This is a genomic window from Kribbella sp. NPDC002412, assembly GCF_053592935.1.
The window spans coordinates 20,371-36,545 of the sequence record NZ_JBSFBL010000052.1; the positions used below are offsets into that span (position 1 = coordinate 20,371).

At 70.3% G+C, this 16,175-nt stretch carries 14 protein-coding genes; all 14 read left to right on the forward strand.

Features of this window, described 5'->3' with window-relative positions; all coding sequences use genetic code 11:
- Positions 1-120: 120 nt before the first annotated feature.
- From ACWCOV_RS32580 to ACWCOV_RS32645, 14 genes are read left to right on the forward strand one after another with little or no spacing between them, the layout of a single operon-like run.
- Positions 121-1,119, forward strand: a complete 999-nt coding sequence (locus tag ACWCOV_RS32580) for an ABC transporter permease (protein ID WP_449833177.1) — start codon at positions 121-123, stop codon at positions 1,117-1,119.
- Positions 1,116-2,225, forward strand: a complete 1,110-nt coding sequence (locus tag ACWCOV_RS32585; protein ID WP_449833178.1) for a substrate-binding domain-containing protein — start codon at positions 1,116-1,118, stop codon at positions 2,223-2,225. Before ACWCOV_RS32580 ends, ACWCOV_RS32585 begins: the two co-directional genes overlap by 4 nt.
- A gap of 34 nt (positions 2,226-2,259) precedes the next feature.
- Positions 2,260-4,806 (forward strand): ATP-binding cassette domain-containing protein, encoded by a 2,547-nt coding sequence (locus ACWCOV_RS32590; RefSeq protein ID WP_449833179.1) that lies wholly within the window; start codon positions 2,260-2,262, stop codon positions 4,804-4,806.
- Between the two features lie 42 nt (positions 4,807-4,848).
- Positions 4,849-5,913 (forward strand): 2,3-butanediol dehydrogenase, encoded by a 1,065-nt coding sequence (locus ACWCOV_RS32595; RefSeq protein WP_449833180.1) that lies wholly within the window; start codon positions 4,849-4,851, stop codon positions 5,911-5,913.
- Positions 5,914-5,932: 19 nt separating this feature from the next.
- A complete protein-coding gene (locus tag ACWCOV_RS32600) occupies positions 5,933-6,382 on the forward strand; it encodes a VOC family protein (protein ID WP_449833181.1) in 450 nt (149 codons plus the stop codon).
- On the forward strand, positions 6,375-7,457 hold the full coding sequence (locus tag ACWCOV_RS32605) for an SDR family oxidoreductase (protein WP_449833182.1): 1,083 nt from the start codon (positions 6,375-6,377) through the stop codon (positions 7,455-7,457). The genes ACWCOV_RS32600 and ACWCOV_RS32605 overlap by 8 nt, the downstream gene beginning before the upstream one ends.
- On the forward strand, positions 7,454-8,434 hold the full coding sequence (locus tag ACWCOV_RS32610) for a zinc-dependent alcohol dehydrogenase (protein WP_449833183.1): 981 nt from the start codon (positions 7,454-7,456) through the stop codon (positions 8,432-8,434). The genes ACWCOV_RS32605 and ACWCOV_RS32610 overlap by 4 nt, the downstream gene beginning before the upstream one ends.
- Positions 8,431-9,489, forward strand: coding sequence for a zinc-dependent alcohol dehydrogenase (locus ACWCOV_RS32615; RefSeq protein WP_449833184.1), 1,059 nt, complete (start codon positions 8,431-8,433; stop codon positions 9,487-9,489). The genes ACWCOV_RS32610 and ACWCOV_RS32615 overlap by 4 nt, the downstream gene beginning before the upstream one ends.
- The gene (locus tag ACWCOV_RS32620) at positions 9,486-10,379 is read left to right on the forward strand and encodes an NAD(P)-dependent oxidoreductase (protein ID WP_449833185.1); all 894 of its coding nucleotides are present in this window, start codon (positions 9,486-9,488) and stop codon (positions 10,377-10,379) included. The genes ACWCOV_RS32615 and ACWCOV_RS32620 overlap by 4 nt, the downstream gene beginning before the upstream one ends.
- Position 10,380: 1 nt before the next feature.
- The gene (locus tag ACWCOV_RS32625; protein WP_449833186.1) at positions 10,381-11,754 is read left to right on the forward strand and encodes a M24 family metallopeptidase; all 1,374 of its coding nucleotides are present in this window, start codon (positions 10,381-10,383) and stop codon (positions 11,752-11,754) included.
- Positions 11,751-12,815: a thiamine pyrophosphate-dependent dehydrogenase E1 component subunit alpha gene (locus ACWCOV_RS32630; RefSeq protein ID WP_449833187.1), complete on the forward strand. Its 1,065-nt coding sequence runs from the start codon at positions 11,751-11,753 to the stop codon at positions 12,813-12,815. The genes ACWCOV_RS32625 and ACWCOV_RS32630 overlap by 4 nt, the downstream gene beginning before the upstream one ends.
- Positions 12,803-13,780 (forward strand): alpha-ketoacid dehydrogenase subunit beta, encoded by a 978-nt coding sequence (locus tag ACWCOV_RS32635; protein ID WP_449833188.1) that lies wholly within the window; start codon positions 12,803-12,805, stop codon positions 13,778-13,780. Before ACWCOV_RS32630 ends, ACWCOV_RS32635 begins: the two co-directional genes overlap by 13 nt.
- On the forward strand, positions 13,777-14,631 hold the full coding sequence (locus ACWCOV_RS32640; protein WP_449833189.1) for a 2-oxo acid dehydrogenase subunit E2: 855 nt from the start codon (positions 13,777-13,779) through the stop codon (positions 14,629-14,631). Before ACWCOV_RS32635 ends, ACWCOV_RS32640 begins: the two co-directional genes overlap by 4 nt.
- Entirely contained in the window at positions 14,628-16,079 is a 1,452-nt protein-coding gene (locus tag ACWCOV_RS32645) for an NAD-dependent succinate-semialdehyde dehydrogenase (RefSeq protein WP_449833190.1), read from the forward strand. The genes ACWCOV_RS32640 and ACWCOV_RS32645 overlap by 4 nt, the downstream gene beginning before the upstream one ends.
- The last annotated feature ends 96 nt before the right edge of the window (positions 16,080-16,175 follow it).

The following is a 16,175-nucleotide window of genomic DNA, read 5'->3' on the forward strand; positions in this document are numbered from 1 at the left end:
CAGGCGGGAGATGATCACCAATACTGAACAAAATTTCGAGCGGAAGCAAGGTCTTGTGAACATCTGAGGCCGTGTGTACAGTCCCAGCAAACATTCGGCTGGTGATTGTGAGGTGGGAGTATGTTCCGCGTCTCCCGGGGACTGCTGACCGTCAGTGCCGCACTGATCCTGCTCGCCGCCGCAAGCGCCGTCCTGGCGCCGACGAGCGTCGATCACAGCGCGCTGCTCGGCATGCTGCCGTTCGCGGCGGTGCTGGCGATCGTCGGCATCGGCCAGACCCTGGTGGTGCAGCAGGGCGGTATCGACCTGTCCGTTCCCGGCGCGGTCTCGCTGGCGGTGGTCATCACCACGCACCGGCCGGCTGGTGACGACGGCAAACTGTTCGGCGCGCTGCTGCTCGGGCTCGTCGTCGCGATCGGGTTCGGCATCGTGAACGGCGTCCTGATCGGCCACCGGCGGCTCAACCCGATCGTGGCCACCCTCGGCGTCAACGCCTTGTTGTACGCCGCGGTGCTCGGGATCTCGGGTGGTTCGCCGCGACGGACCACCGCGGCGTTGCGGGAGGTGGCCGGCGGCGTGACCGCCGGAATCCCGAACTCCGTCTACATCGCGGTCGTCGTGGTCGCCGTCGCCACGCTCGTCATGAAGACCACGATCGGCGGTCGCCGGTTCGAGGCGATCGGGGCCAACCCGACGGCCGCGTCCGCGACCGGTCTCCCGGTCACCTGGTACCGGGCCGGCGCCTACGTGTGGGCGCAGATCCTGTACTGGCTGGCGGGTGTGCTGCTGGCCGGCATCATCGCCCAGCCCACCGCGTTCCAGGGCGATTCCTACCTCTTGCCGTCGGTGGCCGCGGTGGTCCTCGGTGGCACCTCGCTCCTCGGCGGCCGCGGCTTCCTGGTGGCGACGGCGATCGCCGCGGTCTTCCTCAGCCAACTCGAGCAGTTCGTGCTCGCGCTCGGTGTCTCCTTCGCCATCCGGACCCTCGTCGAGGCGGCCGCTCTCACTGTCGGCGTCGCGCTGTACAGCGTCGACTGGGCCGCCGTCCGCCGCCGCCTCACCTCCACCCCTCAGTTGTCGCTCAGCACGGCACGTTCCACGAAGGGAACCACGTCATGATCCGATCCGCTCGCCGCGCCCGTCTGACCGCATTGCTCGGCGCCGGCGCCGTCGGCCTCGCACTCGCGGGCTGCGGTGGCTCCGGCTCCGCGGCAGACACCTCCGGCAACGCGGCCGCCGCCGGCGATGTCCCGTCCTGGTGCGGGAGCAAGAAGGCCGTCCTCGGGATGACCGACGGCTTCGGCGGCAACAGCTGGCGACTCGTCACCACCGCGTCCGCGAAGGCGGAGGCGGCCAAGTGCCCCAGCGTCACCAGCTTCGAGTACGCCGACGGCCAGGGCGACACGCAGAAGGCCATCGCCGACATCCAGGGCATGGTCGCGAAGGGCGTCAACGCGCTCGTCGTCTTCCCGGACGCCGGCGAGGCGGTGCTGCCGGCGATCCGGAGCGCGTACAAGGCCGGCGTCGTGACCGTGCCCTACCGGGTCGACCCGGGTGGCAAGGCCGGCGAGGACTACGACGTGTTCGTCGACACCGACTTCGCCGAGGCCGGCCGCAACTGGGGCGAGTGGATCAAGAAGACCCTGCCCAGCGGCGGCAACATCCTGTTCCTGAGCGGCCCGCCCGGGAACAGCCAGGGCCGCAAGGAGGCCGAGGGCCTGCACTCGGTGCTCGACGGCGACAGCAAGTACAAGTTCGTCGGCGAGCAGCCGTTCGAGGTGACCAACTGGGACCCGGCGCAGACCCAGAAGGTGCTGACCGCGGCGATCTCGCAGAACGCCGACATCGACGTGATCGTCTCCGACTTCGGCCCGTCCCTGGTGGGCGCGCTGCCGGTGTTCGAGCAGAGCGGCCGGTCCATCCCGGCGATCGCCGCGTCCGACGGCAACGTGCTGTCCTGCTTCTGGGACAAGCACAAGGCCAAGAACCCCGACTTCAAGCTGTTCACGGTGTCGACCCAGAACGACCACTCGCGGCTGGCCATCCAGCACGCGGTCGCCCGCGCCACCGGCGGCCAGGTCCCGGCGTCCTCGACCTTCCCGTCCGTGGTGTTCGAGGACTCCACCTCCAAGGACAAGCCGGTGCAGTGCAAGCCGACGCTGCCCGACGACGTCTACCTGTCCGCGGAGCTGTCCGGCGAGGAGCAGGCGAAGCTCCTGAAGTGATCCCGACCGAACACCTGAGCCGAAGGACGCTGTGGTGATCAACTTGACGCAGGAGACAGGAGCGACCCGGACGACGGGCGCCGATGACACGGGAACGCAGCCCACGCTGGCGTTGCGCGGCATCTCCAAGTCGTACGCCGCGGTCGCCGCGCTGACCGATGTGTCACTCGAGGTGCAGCCCGGTGAGGTGCACGCGCTGCTCGGCGAGAACGGAGCCGGCAAGTCCACGCTGATGGGGGTGGCCTCCGGCACCGTCGCGCCCGACCAGGGGACGATAGCGGTCCACGGCGAGGCCGTCGAGGAGCTGACGCCGGGCCGGGCGACCGAGCTGGGTATCGCCATCGTGCACCAGCACCCCGCGGTGCTGCCCGATCTCACGGTCGCGGAGAACATCGCGGTCGCCGTACCGGCCCGGTTCCTCGAGGGCGCCGACCGGCGTACGGCGATGCGCGCGCTGCTGGATCGCGTCGGGTGCAGCGCTCATCTCGAGGACCGCGTCGGACAGCTCGGCATCGCCCAGAAGCATCTGCTCGAGCTGGCGAAGGCGATGGCGATGAAGCCGCGGCTGCTCATCCTCGACGAGCCGACCGCGCCGCTCGGCCAGGAGTCGGTCGGGCTGCTGTTCGACCTGGTCCGCTCTGCCGCCGCGCAGGGAACCGCGGTCGTCTACATCACGCACCGCCTCGCGGAAGTTCGCGAGCTCGCCGATCGGGTCACCGTGCTGAGGGACGGGCACCACCGCGGGACCGCCGTCGTCGGCGAGGTCACCGACGACGAGTTGCTGGCCATGATCGTCGGCCGGCAGCTGGAGTACACCTTCCCTGGCAAGCAGCTCGCTGCCGACGACGAGGAGCCGGTGCTCAGGGTCGAAGGGCTCTCCGGCGACCGGTTCTCCGGGGTCTCGTTCACCGCGCGACGCGGCGAGATCATCGGTGTCGCGGGCGTCGTCGGCAACGGTCAGAGCGAGTTGCTCCGGGCGCTCGCCGGTCTCGACGGACACGGCGGCGAAGTGGTTGTCGGCGGCAAGACGCTCGGTCATCGGCAGTTGCTGCGGTCATCGGCGTACCTGCCGGCCGACCGGCACCGCGAGGGACTGATGATGACGTTGTCGGTCCGGGAGAACGCGGCACTCAGTGCCCTGGAGCGGCTCGGTCCGTCCCGGTTCGTCAGCCGCCGGCGAGAGGTCGAGTTGGTCGGCGCCGAGGTCGCCGGCCTCGCGGTGAAGACCGCAAGCATCGAGGCGCCGGTCACCAGCCTGTCCGGCGGCAACCAGCAGAAGGTCGTGCTGGCCCGGTCGCTGCTGTCCAAGCCGGCGATCCTGCTCGCCGACGAACCCACCCAGGGCGTCGATGTCGGCGCCCGGGCCGAGATCTACCGCATCCTGCGCGAGGTCTCCACCAGCGGGGTCCCGGTCATCGTCGCCTCGTCGGACGCGAAGGAGCTCGAAGGACTCTGCGACCGGGTCATCGTGCTGTCGCGCGGTCACGTGGTGGCGTCGCTGGCGGGTGCCGAGGTGACCGAGGAACGGATGGTCCGGGCGGCGGTCGAGTCGACCACGCACACCCGCACCGAGGACGAGCGCGCCGCCGGGCGCAGGCTCAGCCCAGGCTTGCGCCGCAAGCTCGAAGGCGACTACGCGCCGGTCCTGATCCTGGCCGCGGTGATGCTCTGCCTCGGTGCCTACATCTACTCCCAGAACGACCGCTACCTGCTGCCGTTCAACGTCACCTCGGTGATGCTGCTGGTCAGCGCGCTCGGTTTCATCGCACTCGGCCAGACGGTGGCCCTGATGACCGCGGGCATCGACCTGTCCGTCGGCCCACTCGCCGGCTTCCTGGTGGTGGTCGGCTCCTTCTTCCTCACCGAGGGGCATTCCGGTACGGCGGTTCTCCTCGGCCTGGCCCTGATGGCAGCACTCGCCGCACTCGCCGGCGTGGTGAACGGCTCGCTGATCAGGTTCGGCAGGTTCACGCCCGTCGCGGCCACCCTGGCGACGTACATCGCGCTGCAGGGTTTCAGCTTCCTGCTGCGCGACAAGCCCGGCGGCCTGATCAGCCGGACGGCGACGGACCTCATCACCACCACGGTCGGACCGGTCCCGCTGGCCTTCGTCGTCCTGGTCCTGATCACGTTCGCGATGGAGTTCCTGCTCCGGACCCGCCGATGGGGCCTGAACATTCGCGCGGTCGGCTCCGACGAGGAGTCCGCGCGGCGGCTCGGCGTACGGACCACCAGGACGGTCGTCACCGGCTACGTCGTGGTCTCCCTGTTCACCTTCCTGGGCGCGCTCATCCTGCTGGCCCAGCTCGGCATCGGTGACCCCGCCCAGGGCGTCGGCTACACCCTCACCAGCATCACCGCGGTGGTGCTCGGCGGCACCAGCCTGCTGGGCGGACGCGGCACCTTCGTCGGCACGCTGCTCGGCGCCGGCCTGATCGTGCAGCTGCTGAACGCGACGACGTTCCTCGGCCTCACCCAGACCTGGCAGTACCTGTTCCAGGGCGCCCTGATCGTGGTCGCCGCCCTGGTCTACAGCCAGGTGCGAGGCAGCGGACGCAAGGCCGAAGGCGTCGCACACTGACCGCACGGGGGTTCCCGTCGCCGACTACGAAAGGACACTGCCGTGCGAGCAGCGCGTTACTACGGAAAGCAGGACATCCGGGTCGAGGAGGTCGCCGCGCCGGAGGTGCGGGAGCCTGACGACGTCCTGGTCGAGGTCCTGTACTGCGGCATCTGCGGGACGGACCTGCACGAGTACGCCGTGGGCCCGATCGTCACTCCGGTCACTCCGCACCCGTTGACCGGCGTCACGTTGCCACAGACCCTCGGGCACGAGTTCTCCGCCCGGGTGGCCGCGGTCGGGCAGGCGGTCCGCGGAGTCCGCGTCGGCGATCGCGTCTCGATCATGCCGGCCATCGTGTGCGGCCGCTGCCGGTACTGCCGGCGCGGTCAGGGCCACCTGTGCGTGCAGTTCGCCTGCACCGGTCTGAGCGCCGAGACCGGTGGCCTGGCCGAGTACGCCGTGGTGAAGGAGTACCAGGTCGCCAAGCTCCCGGACGAGGTCTCCGATCTCGAGGGCGCGATCGTCGAGCCCGCAGCGGTCGCGGCGTACGGCGTCGAACGCGCCGGCGTTACCGGGGGCGACGTCGTCCTGGTCACCGGTGCGGGGCCGATCGGCATCCTGTCCGCGCTGTACGCGAACGCGGTCGGAGCCTCGACCGTGGTCATCTCCGAGCCGAACAAGAACCGCTCCGCGCTGGCCGCGGCACTCGACATCGGCCCGGTCGTGGATCCCACCACCGGGGAGCTCGACGAGGTGGTCGGGCAGCTCACCGATGGCGACGGCGTCGACCTCGCGATCGAATGCTCCGGCAGCACTCCGGGCCTGGCCTCGTGCGTGGAGCAGACCCGCAAGCGGGCCGCCATCGTCCAGACCGGCCTGCACACCAAGCCGGCGACGCTCGACGCGATGGCGCTGTCGGCGAAGGACCTGACCCTGTACGGCAGCTGGTGCTGGTGGATGACCGACTGGCCCCGGATCATCCGCATGGTTGCTTCCGGCACCTATCCGGTCGGTCGGGTGGTCACCGCCGAGATCGGGCTGGCCGATGTCGTGACCAAGGGTTTCGACCCGTTGATCGATCCCCAGGGCGACCAGCTCAAGGTGCTGGTCCGCTCCGCGTTCTGACGATTCCGAGGAGACTGCGATGAGTTCGTTCGGCGACATGCACCATGTCGGCATCACCGTGCGCGATCTCGAGGCCTCACTGGCCTGGTACGAGCGGGTGTTCGGGCTGACGCCCGAGTTCATTGCCGAGGGCTCCGGTCCGGAGCTGGCCACGGCGGTCGGCGTGCCGGAGGCCAAGCTACGGTTCGCGTTCCTGCGCTTCGGCAGCTGCGTGGTCGAGTTGCTGCACTACGACAACGACCGCGAGGACACCTACGACCGGTCCAACGCCGACGTCGGCAGCGCGCACGTCTGCATCGACGTGCCCGACCTGCAGGCGGCGTACGACGACCTGCGCAGCAAGGGCGTGGAGTTCCTCGCGGCGCCACTGCACATCGACGACGGGCCGCTCGAGGGCTGTGCGTTCGTCTACTTCAAGGACCCCAACGGCGTCACGCTCGAACTCTTCCAGAGCAACCACCATGGCTGAACGCAGAGCGTTGGTGGTCGGCGCAACCGGGCTCACCGGCCGCAACACCGCCGAGCACCTGGCCCGGTCCGGCTGGGAAGTGACCGGTGTGTCCCGCAAGCAGGGAATGGACACCGACGGGGTGCGCAACGTCAGCGCGGACATCTCCGACCCGGTGTCGATCGCCGCGGCGGCCCAGGAGGTCCGGGCCACCCACGTCTTCTACTGCACCTGGTCGCGACAGGAGACCGAGGCTCGCAACATCGAGGTCAACGGATCGATGCTGCGCAACGTCCTGGAGAGCACCGGTCGCACTGACACGCTGGAGCACGTCTGCCTGGTGACCGGGCTCAAGCACTACCTCGGCCCGTTCGAGGCGTACGCGCAGAACCCTGCCAAGCCGCCGTTCCACGAGCGCCAGCCGCGGCTGGCGCACGAGAACTTCTACTACACGCAGGAAGACATCCTCTGGGCGGCCGCCGAGCGGTTCGGCTTCAGCTGGACCGTGCACCGGCCGCACACCGTGATCGGCTACACCCTGGGCAACGCCATGAACATGGGCGTGACCTTGGCCGTCTACGGCACACTCGCCCGCGAGACCGGCATGCCGTTCGTCTTCCCCGGTTCACCCGAGCAGTACGACGGCACCACCGACATCACCGACGCGCGGCTGCTCGCCGAGCACCTGGTCTGGGCGGCGACCACGCCGGCGGCGGCGAACGAGGCGTTCAACGTCACCAACGGCGACACCTTTCGGTGGCGGCAGATGTGGGAGGTGGTGGCGACCGGTCTCGGTGTCGAGCCGGCGCCGTACCCCGGACATCCGACGCCGCTCGAGGGCCGGATGGGGGATGCCGCGGCGACCTGGCAGCGGCTCGCCGCTCGGCACGGTCTCGCCGAGCCCGATGTCGACCGGCTGGTCTCCTGGTGGCACACCGACAGCGACCTCGGCCGGACGGTCGAGACCCATGCCTCGATGGCCAAGAGCCGCGAGGCCGGATTCGTCCGGACCCAGGACAGCGCCCGGTCCTTCCTCGAGCTGTTCGACCGGCTGCGGGCCGAGCGCGTCATCCCGGCGGGGGTGGGGCAGGCATGAAGGCGGTCCAGTTCCAGGACGTCGGAACGCTGACGCTGGCCGAGGTCGACGTACCGCGGATCGGCGCCGGCGAGATCCTGGTCGCGCTGCGGTCGGTGGGGATCTGTCACTCCGACTTCGAGCTGCTGGAAGGGCGCTACATCATCCCGTTCGGGTACCCGATCGTCCCCGGTCACGAGTGGTCCGGCCAGGTCGCGGAGGTCGGCCGGGAGGTGACCGGGTTCGCGCCCGGTGACCGGGTGCTGGGCGAGTGCGTGATCGGCCAGGAGCATTTCGGCTTCTCGATCTCCGGGGCCGCCGCGGAGTACTTCGTCGTACGCCCGGAATGGCTGCACAAGGTCCCGGACGAGCTGACCGACAGCCAGGCGGCGCTGGTGGAGCCGTTCAGTTGCGCGTACTTCGCGGCGATGCGGGCAGGCAACGTGAACGCGAGCGACACCGTCGTCGTCTTCGGCGCCGGCCCGATCGGGCTGAGCTGCATGGCAGTCGCCGCGACGATGGGTGCTCGGGTCCTCGCGGCCGAACCGGACAAGACCCGCGCTGACCTCGCCCGGCAGTTGGGTGCCGAAGAGGTTGTCGACCCGACGGCGGACGACTTCGCCGAGCAGGTGCTGGAGCTGACGGCAGGACGGGGCGCCGATGTCGTGATGGAGGCCTCCGGTCAGCCGGCCGCGATGGCAGCAACCCTGGAAGTTGCCGGATTCAACGGCCGGCTGGTCAACATCGGGATCGACGTCGGCCGAAGTGCCACGGCGAAGCTGGGGCTGATCCAGTCCAAGCAGCTGCAGATCCGCGGCACGATCGGGTCGCCTGGTGTCTGGCCGGAGACCCTGCGGTTCCTGGCTCGGACGGGGCTGGACCTGACGCCGATGATCACCAGCCGCTATCCGCTGGAGCGTGCTCCCGAGGCGTACCTCGCGGCCCGCCGTACGGACGAGAACGTCAAGGTGCACATCGAGAACGGCGGTGCAGCGTGAAGGCCGTCGTCCTGCACGCTGCCGGCGACGTCCGCGTCGAGGAGCGTCCCGAACCACCGGCTCCCCGGCCGGGCGAGGTGCGACTGCGGGTGACTCGGGCCGGGCTGTGCGGCACGGATCTCAGCGAGTACACGGCCGGGCCGATGATGACGCCGCTGAAGGCCCGCCATCCGAACTCCGGGGTGCTCGGGCCGGTCGTGCTCGGGCACGAGTTCGTCGGGATCGTCGAGAGCAGTGGTGAACGCTTCACCGCGGGCGACCGGGTCGCCGCGGGAGCCGGTGTCTGGTGCGGGACTTGTGCATGGTGCGAACGCGGCCAGACCAACCTTTGCCAGTCCTACTGGACGTACGGGCTGTCCGCCGACGGCGGGCTCACCCAGCAGCTCACCGTGCCGGAGAAGATGCTGCACCCGATCGCGCCGCATGTTGCCGACGACAACGCCGCGCTCGCGCAGCCTCTCGCGGTAGGTCTGCACGCGGTCGATCGCAGCCGGGTCCGCCCTGGTGACGTCGTGGTCGTGCACGGCGCCGGCGCGATCGGATCGTTCGTCATCGCCGGGCTGAAAGCGGCCGGCGCCGGGCTGATCGTTGCTGTGGACATCGACGAGGGCAGGCTCGGCACCGCCGCCAAGCTCGGCGCAGACGTCACCGTCGACGCGTCCTCGACCGACCCGCTGGAGGTTGTGCGGGAGCTGACGGGCGCTGCGCTGGCCGACGTGACGGTGGAGGCCAGCGGGGTGCCGGACGGCTTGAGCCGGGTGCAGCGGCTGACCCGGCGCGGCGGGACCGTTCTCCTGGTCGGCTTGCCCAATGGGCAGGTGTCCTTCGTCGCCACCGACCTCATCCTGCGCGAGATCGACGTGCTGACCACCGTGGCCCACGTCTGCGACCGGAACCTGCCGGCCGCCCTGGACCTGCTGGCCCGGCGTGACCTCGCGTCGCTGCTGGTCGAACGCGTCGTACCGCTGGACCGGGTTGTGGAGGATGCGCTCACGCCCATGGCGACCGGCAGCGCGCGCGGCAAGCTTCTCGTCGATCCGCAGGTGTTCTCATGACCGCGCGGGTCGGCTTCTGCGGACTCGGCCGGATGGGTGCCGAGATGGTCACCGCCCTCACCCGGCAGGGGTTCGCGGTGACGGTCTGGAACCGGACGTCGGAGCGTGCCCTGGCGGCCGCCGAGCGGACCGGAGCCGCGGTGGCCGAGACGCCTGCGCAGACGGCCGTCGACGCGGATGTCGTCATCACGATGCTCACCGACGGCGACGCCGTACTCCGGGTTCTTGGCGAGGTCCTCGCGGATGCCCGGGAGGGGCTCGTCGTTGTGGACTGCTCGACGACCGGGGTGCACGCGGCCCGGCAGGCGGCCGAGCTGTGCGCCGCGGCCGGTGCGTACTTCGTCGACTGCCCAGTGAGCGGCAGCACGGTCGTCGCGCGGGAGGGCAAGCTCGGCCTGATGGCCGGCGGCGACGCGGCCGTGATCAACCAGGTCCGTCCGGTGCTCGATGCCCTCGGCACGGTCGTCCACGTCGGACCGACCGGTGCCGGAGCGGCTGCCAAGGTGGGGATCAACGCTCTGCTGCACACGTTCAGTACGGCGCTGGCAGAGTGCCTGGTCACCGCTCGCGCCGCCGGTGTCCCGCCTGCCGCGCTGTTCGACGTGCTCGCGGCCGGCGTGCTCTGGAATCGCTTCCTCGACTACAAGCGACCGGCCTTCACCGACCCCGAGGGCACCGACGTCGCCTTCGACCTCCGCACCGCCACCAAGGACCTCGGACTGGCAGCCGGCGCCGCTGACGCCGCCGGCCTGCAGGAGTCCGTCGTACGGCGGGTCCTCGAGCTGCACCGCCTCGCGCTGGACGACGGGCTCGGTGACCGGGACATGGCCGCGATGACGGCCTGGTTCGCGGCCACCGCCGAGCCGGCCGGCGAAACAGAAAGGAACTGACGTGGGTATCCACACCTTTGGAACGAACGCCGTCGACTGGGAGCAGCGGCACGACCTCGACCGCCTGCGCACCGAGCGGCTGGCCCGGCTCCGGGCCGAGCTGGACCGCTCCGACCTCGGCGCGATCCTGGCGTTCGACTTCCCGAACATCCGCTACATGACCGCCACGCACATCGGCACCTGGGCGAACGACAAGCTGATCCGCTTCGCGCTCCTGGTCCGCGGCGCGGAGCCGATCATCTGGGACTTCGGGTCGGCGGCGCGGCACCACCAGCTCTACAACCCCTGGCTCGACCACGCCGGTCCCGAGTCCGCGGACGCCGTCCACGGTCCGCACCACGGCGCCCGGCCGGAAGGCGGCGCACGAGCCGGCATCTCCACCCTGCGCGGTGCCTTCCACCCCGACGCGGGGATCGCCGAGGAGGTGGCGCGCAAGATCAGGACCGAGCTCGAGCAGCGCGGGCTGCTCGGTGAACCGCTCGGCGTCGACGTCATCGAACTGCCGATCCTGGCTGCCCTTCAGCAGGCGGGCATCCAGGTCGTCGACGGCCAGCAGGTCTTCCTCGAGGCCCGGCGGATCAAGACCCGCGACGAGATCGGCCTGCTCACCCAGGCGGCCTCGATGGTGGACGCGGCGTACGACCAGCTCTACGAGTTCCTGCGGCCCGGGGTCCGCGAGAACGAGACGGTCGGGCTGGTCAGCAAGGCGCTGTACGACATGGGCTCGGAGTTCGTCGAGGGCGTCAACGCGATCAGCGGGGAGCGGTGTGCGCCGCACCCGCACGTGTACTCCGACCGGATCATCCGCCCCGGCGACCCGGCGTTCTTCGACATCCTGCACAGCTACCTGGGCTACCGGACCTGCTACTACCGGACCTTCGCGGTCGGCAGCGCCTCGCCGGCCCAGCACGACGCCTACAAGATCTGCCGCGAGTACATGGACCAGGCGATCGCCCTGGTGAAGCCCGGTTCGACCACTGCCGACATCGTCTCGGTCTGGCCGACCGCGCAGGAGTTCGGCTTTCCCGACGAGGAGGCCGCGTTCGCCCTGCAGTACGGGCACGGTGTCGGGCTGTCGATCTGGGAGAAGCCGATCTTCAGCCGGCTGGTGTCCCTCGACCACCCCGAGGTGCTCGAGGAGGGCATGGTGTTCGCCCTCGAGACCTACTGGCCGGCCCGGGACGGCTGGTCCGCGGCCCGGATCGAGGAGGAGCTCGTCGTCACCGCCGACGGCTGCGAGGTGATCACGAAGTTCCCCGCCGAGGACCTGCTCGTCGCCGGCAAGCGGTACTACACGACCGGCGGCATGCTCCCGACCCGGCGTGAGTCGCAGTCGCACCTCAACACGGCCGTGTTCAACGGAGAACTGGTATGACGCTGCCGCTCGAGCGCCACGCGTACGGCGAGCACGAGATCGTGCTGCCGGTCGGGAGCCAGACCAGGTACGACGACGCCGCCGTCGACCGGGACACCCGGCTGCTGATGTACCGCCGGCTGCAGGAGATGCGCCAGTTCGAGAAGCGCGCGTACGACCTGTTCATGCAGAACCTGGTCAAGGGCACCACGCACCTGTCGCTCGGCATGGAGGCGGTCGCCGCCGGGTTCGGCACGGCGATGCGCGCCGACGACTACACCTTCGCGACGTACCGCGGTCACGCCCACACACTGGCGCGCGGCGTGCCGATGGAAGGTGTCCTCGCCGAACTGCTGGGCCGCGCCAACGGGCTGCTCGGCGGCAAGGGCGGATCCATGCACCTGACGAGCGTCGAGCACGGCGTGATGGGTTCGTACGCGATCATCGGGGCGCACCTGACCATCGCGAACGGGGCCGCCTGGTCCGCGCAGTACCGGGACAGCGGCCAGGTCGCGGTCTGCTTCTTCGGCGACGGCACCACCAACATCGGCGCCTTCCACGAGGCGCTGAACTACGCCGCCGTCTTCCACCTGCCGGTCGTCTTCGTGTGCGAGAACAACCAGTACATGGAGTACACCGCGATCTCCGACATCACCGCCGTACGACGTCCGGCCGCGGACCGGGCCGCGGCGTACGGCCTCGAGCCGATCGTGGTCGACGGCAACGACGCGGACGCCTGCCACCTCGCCGCCCGGGACGCGCTCGCGCACGCCCGCTCCGGTCAGGGACCGGTCCTGATCGAGGCCCTGACCTACCGGCACGGCGGGCACTCGCGGGCCGATCCCGGCAAGTACAAGCCGTCCGGCGAGCTCGAGGCATGGCTGGAGCACGATCCGCTGAAGCTCTACCGCGGCCGGCTCAGCCGGCTCGGGTTCGCCGCCGGGGAGCTGGACGAGATCGAACGCCGGGTCGGCGAGGCCGTGGACGCGGCGACCGAGGCGGCCAAGAACGGATCGGTGCCGGACCCGGCATCGGCGTACACCGACGTATGGGCGGACGGAGGACACTCGTGGCGCAACTGACCTACCGGGAGGCGGTGGCCCGCGGCATCGCCCAGGAGATGCGGCGCGACGAGCGCGTGGTGCTGGTCGGCGAGGACGTGGCCGGCTCCGGCGGCGTCTTCAAGACGACCGCCGGGCTGCTCGACCAGTTCGGGCCGCGCCGGGTGATCGACACCCCGATCTCCGAGCAGGCCATCCTCGGCGCCGCGATGGGCGCGGCGATGACCGGGCTGCGGCCGATCGCGGAGATCATGTTCTCCGACTTCTTCGCGGTCTGCTGGGACCTGGTGGTGAACCAGATGGCGAAGACCCGCTACATGACCGCCGGCCAGGTCACGATCCCGCTCGTGGTGAAGAGCGGCAACGGCGGATCGCTCCGGTTCGGCGCTCAGCACTCGCAGTCGATCGAGAACTGGGCGATGGCGGTGCCGGGGATCAAGGTGGTCACGCCGTCGTGCCCCGAGGACGTGGTCGGGCTGATGGCGGCCGCGGTGCGCAGCGACGACCCGGTGTTGTTCTTCGAGCACAAGGGTCTCTACGCCAGCAAGGGAGAAGTCCCCGACGGGATCGTCGAGGACACCCTCGGCCAGGCCAAGGTACGCCGTACCGGTGCCGACGCGACCATCGCGGCGCTCGGCCTGATGGTGCCCCGGGCGCTCGCGGCCGCCGAGCAACTCGCGGAGCGCGGGATCAGCTGTGAGGTGATCGACGTACGGTCGCTCATCCCGCTCGACGCCCGCACCATCCTGGAGTCGGTCGGCCGGACCGGGCGGCTGTTCACCGTCGAGGAGAATCCGCGCGCCCTCGGCTGGGGCGCCGAGATCGCCTCGATCGTCAGCGACGAGGCGTTCTGGGACCTGGACGGGCCAGTAGTGCGGATCACCAGTCCGCACGTGCCGTTGCCGTCCGCGGACTCGTTGGAGGACCTCGTCATCCCGTCGGTCGACCGGATCGTCACCGACATCGAGAAGGCGATGCAGGCGTGAGCGTGCACCGGCACCGGGACAGTCCGCGGGTACGGCGGCTGGCCCGGGAGCACGGGGTCGATCTCGCCGCGGTCCGCCCGTCCGGTCGGCACGGGCGGGCGACGCTTGCCGACGTACGAGCGTTTGCGACAGCGCCCTCTGGGTCCGCGGGGTCTTCGGAGGTCAGGGTCGAGCGATTGTCGCGGCGGCGGAAGGTGATCGCCGAGCGGATGCACCGGTCGCTCCAGGAGTCGGCGCAGCTCACGACGGTCGTGGAGGTCGATCTCACCCGCGTGGTCGGCCTACGCGACGAGCTCCGCACCCGGACTGGCGGTCGGGCGTCGGTGCTCGCGTTCGTCGCGGAGGCCGCCGTACAGGCTCTCGCCGGGCATCCGGTGATCAACGCCCAGCTGGACCTGGCGGCGGGAACGATCACCTACCCGTCGTCCGTCGGTCTCGGCATCGCGGTGGACACGGCGGAAGGACTGGTTGTGCCGGTCATCCGCAACGCCGACGACCTGACGGCCGGCGGGCTCGCCCGCCGGATCGCCGAGCTCGCGGACCGGGCCCGGAACGGTGCGGCGACGGCCGACGACTTCACCCGCGGGACCTTCACGATCACGAACACCGGCAGCCGCGGCGCGCTGTTCGACACCCCGATCCTCAACGCGCCCCAGTCCGCGATCCTCGGCCTCGGCGCCGTCGTCCGGCGGCCGGTCGTAGTTGCCGGTGGCAACGGAGATGAGTTGATCGCGATCCGTTCGATGGCCTACCTGTCTCTCACCTACGACCACCGGCTGGTGGACGGCGCGGATGCCGCGCGCTACCTGACGTCGGTTCGGGAACGACTCGAGAAGGGGATTGCCCGATGAGCACGCAGGAGCAGGCCGTCGTCTCCGCCGTACCGACGGGGTTGTGGATCGGCGGCGACGTCGTCCCGGGATCGCGCGGGACCTTCGAGGTCCACGACCCGGCGACCGGCGCCGTACTCACGGAGGTCGCCGATGCGACTGCCGACGATGCGCTGGCTGCGCTGGACGCCGCCGTGCGCACCGATTGGGCTCGGAGCGCACCGCGTGCGCGCGGCGAGATCTTGCGGCGGGCGTACGAGTTGATGATCGAACGCGCCGACTCGCTCGCTCTGCTGATGACGCTGGAGATGGGCAAGCCGCTGGCGGATGCGCGGGCCGAGGTCGCGTACGCGGCCGAGTTTCTCCGCTGGTTCGGCGAGGAGGCGGTGCGGATCTCCGGCCGGTGGTCGGTGGCGCCGGACGGGACCAGCCGGCTGATGACGATGAAGCAGCCGGTCGGGCCCTGCCTGATGATCACGCCGTGGAACTTCCCGCTGGCGATGGGCACCCGCAAGGTCGGGCCGGCGGTGGCGGCCGGTTGCACGATGGTGATCAAGCCGGCCGCCCAGACACCGCTGTCGATGTACGCCTTCGCCGCGCTGATGCAGGAGGCTGGGCTCCCGGACGGCGTACTGAACGTCGTCACCGCGTCCCGCAGCGGTGAGGTGATGGAGCCGCTCATCCGGGACCCCCGGCTCCGCAAGCTCACCTTCACCGGCTCGACCGGAGTCGGCCGTCGCCTCGTCGAGCAGTCGGCCACCCAGTTGCTGCGCGTCTCGATGGAGCTCGGCGGCAATGCGCCGTTCCTGGTCCTCGCCGACGCCGACCTGGACGCCGCGGTCGAGGGGGCGATGGTGGCGAAGATGCGGAACATGGGGGAGGCCTGCACGGCCGCCAACCGGTTCCTGGTGCACGAGTCCGTGGCCGACGAGTTCGCCGGCCGGCTCGCGAACCGGATGGCGTCGCTGCGCGTCGGCCGCGGCACCGAGCCGGGCGTCCAGGTGGGACCGCTCATCGACGAACCTGCCCGCGACAAGGTCGACCAGCTCGTGCAGGACGCCGTCGACGGTGGCGCGAAGGTCCGCACCGGCGGCCGGCCGGTCCCCGCCACCGGCTGGTTCTACCAGCCGACCGTCCTGACCGACGTCGCGCCCGACGCGGCGTGCCTCCACGAGGAGATCTTCGGCCCGGTCGCCCCCATCACGCGCTTCGCCGCCGTCGACGAGGCGATCCAGCTGGCCAACGACACGGAGTACGGCCTGGCCGCCTACGCCTACACCCGCGACCTCACCACCGCCCTCCGCCTCGCCGAAGAAGTCGACACCGGCATGATCGCCCTCAACCGAGGCATCATCTCCAACCCCGCCGCCCCCTTCGGCGGCACCAAACACTCCGGCCTAGGCCGCGAAGGCGGCCCCGAAGGAATCCACGAGTACCTGGAAACCAAGTACGTCGCCCTCAACAGCTGACCCACCCCAGAGATGTGTGCGGCTGCAGGAATCCGTGCCGGTGAGGTTCACGCAGGCGCGGTTTGGGTCCGCGCGGTGAAGCCTCTTGTCTAGGAT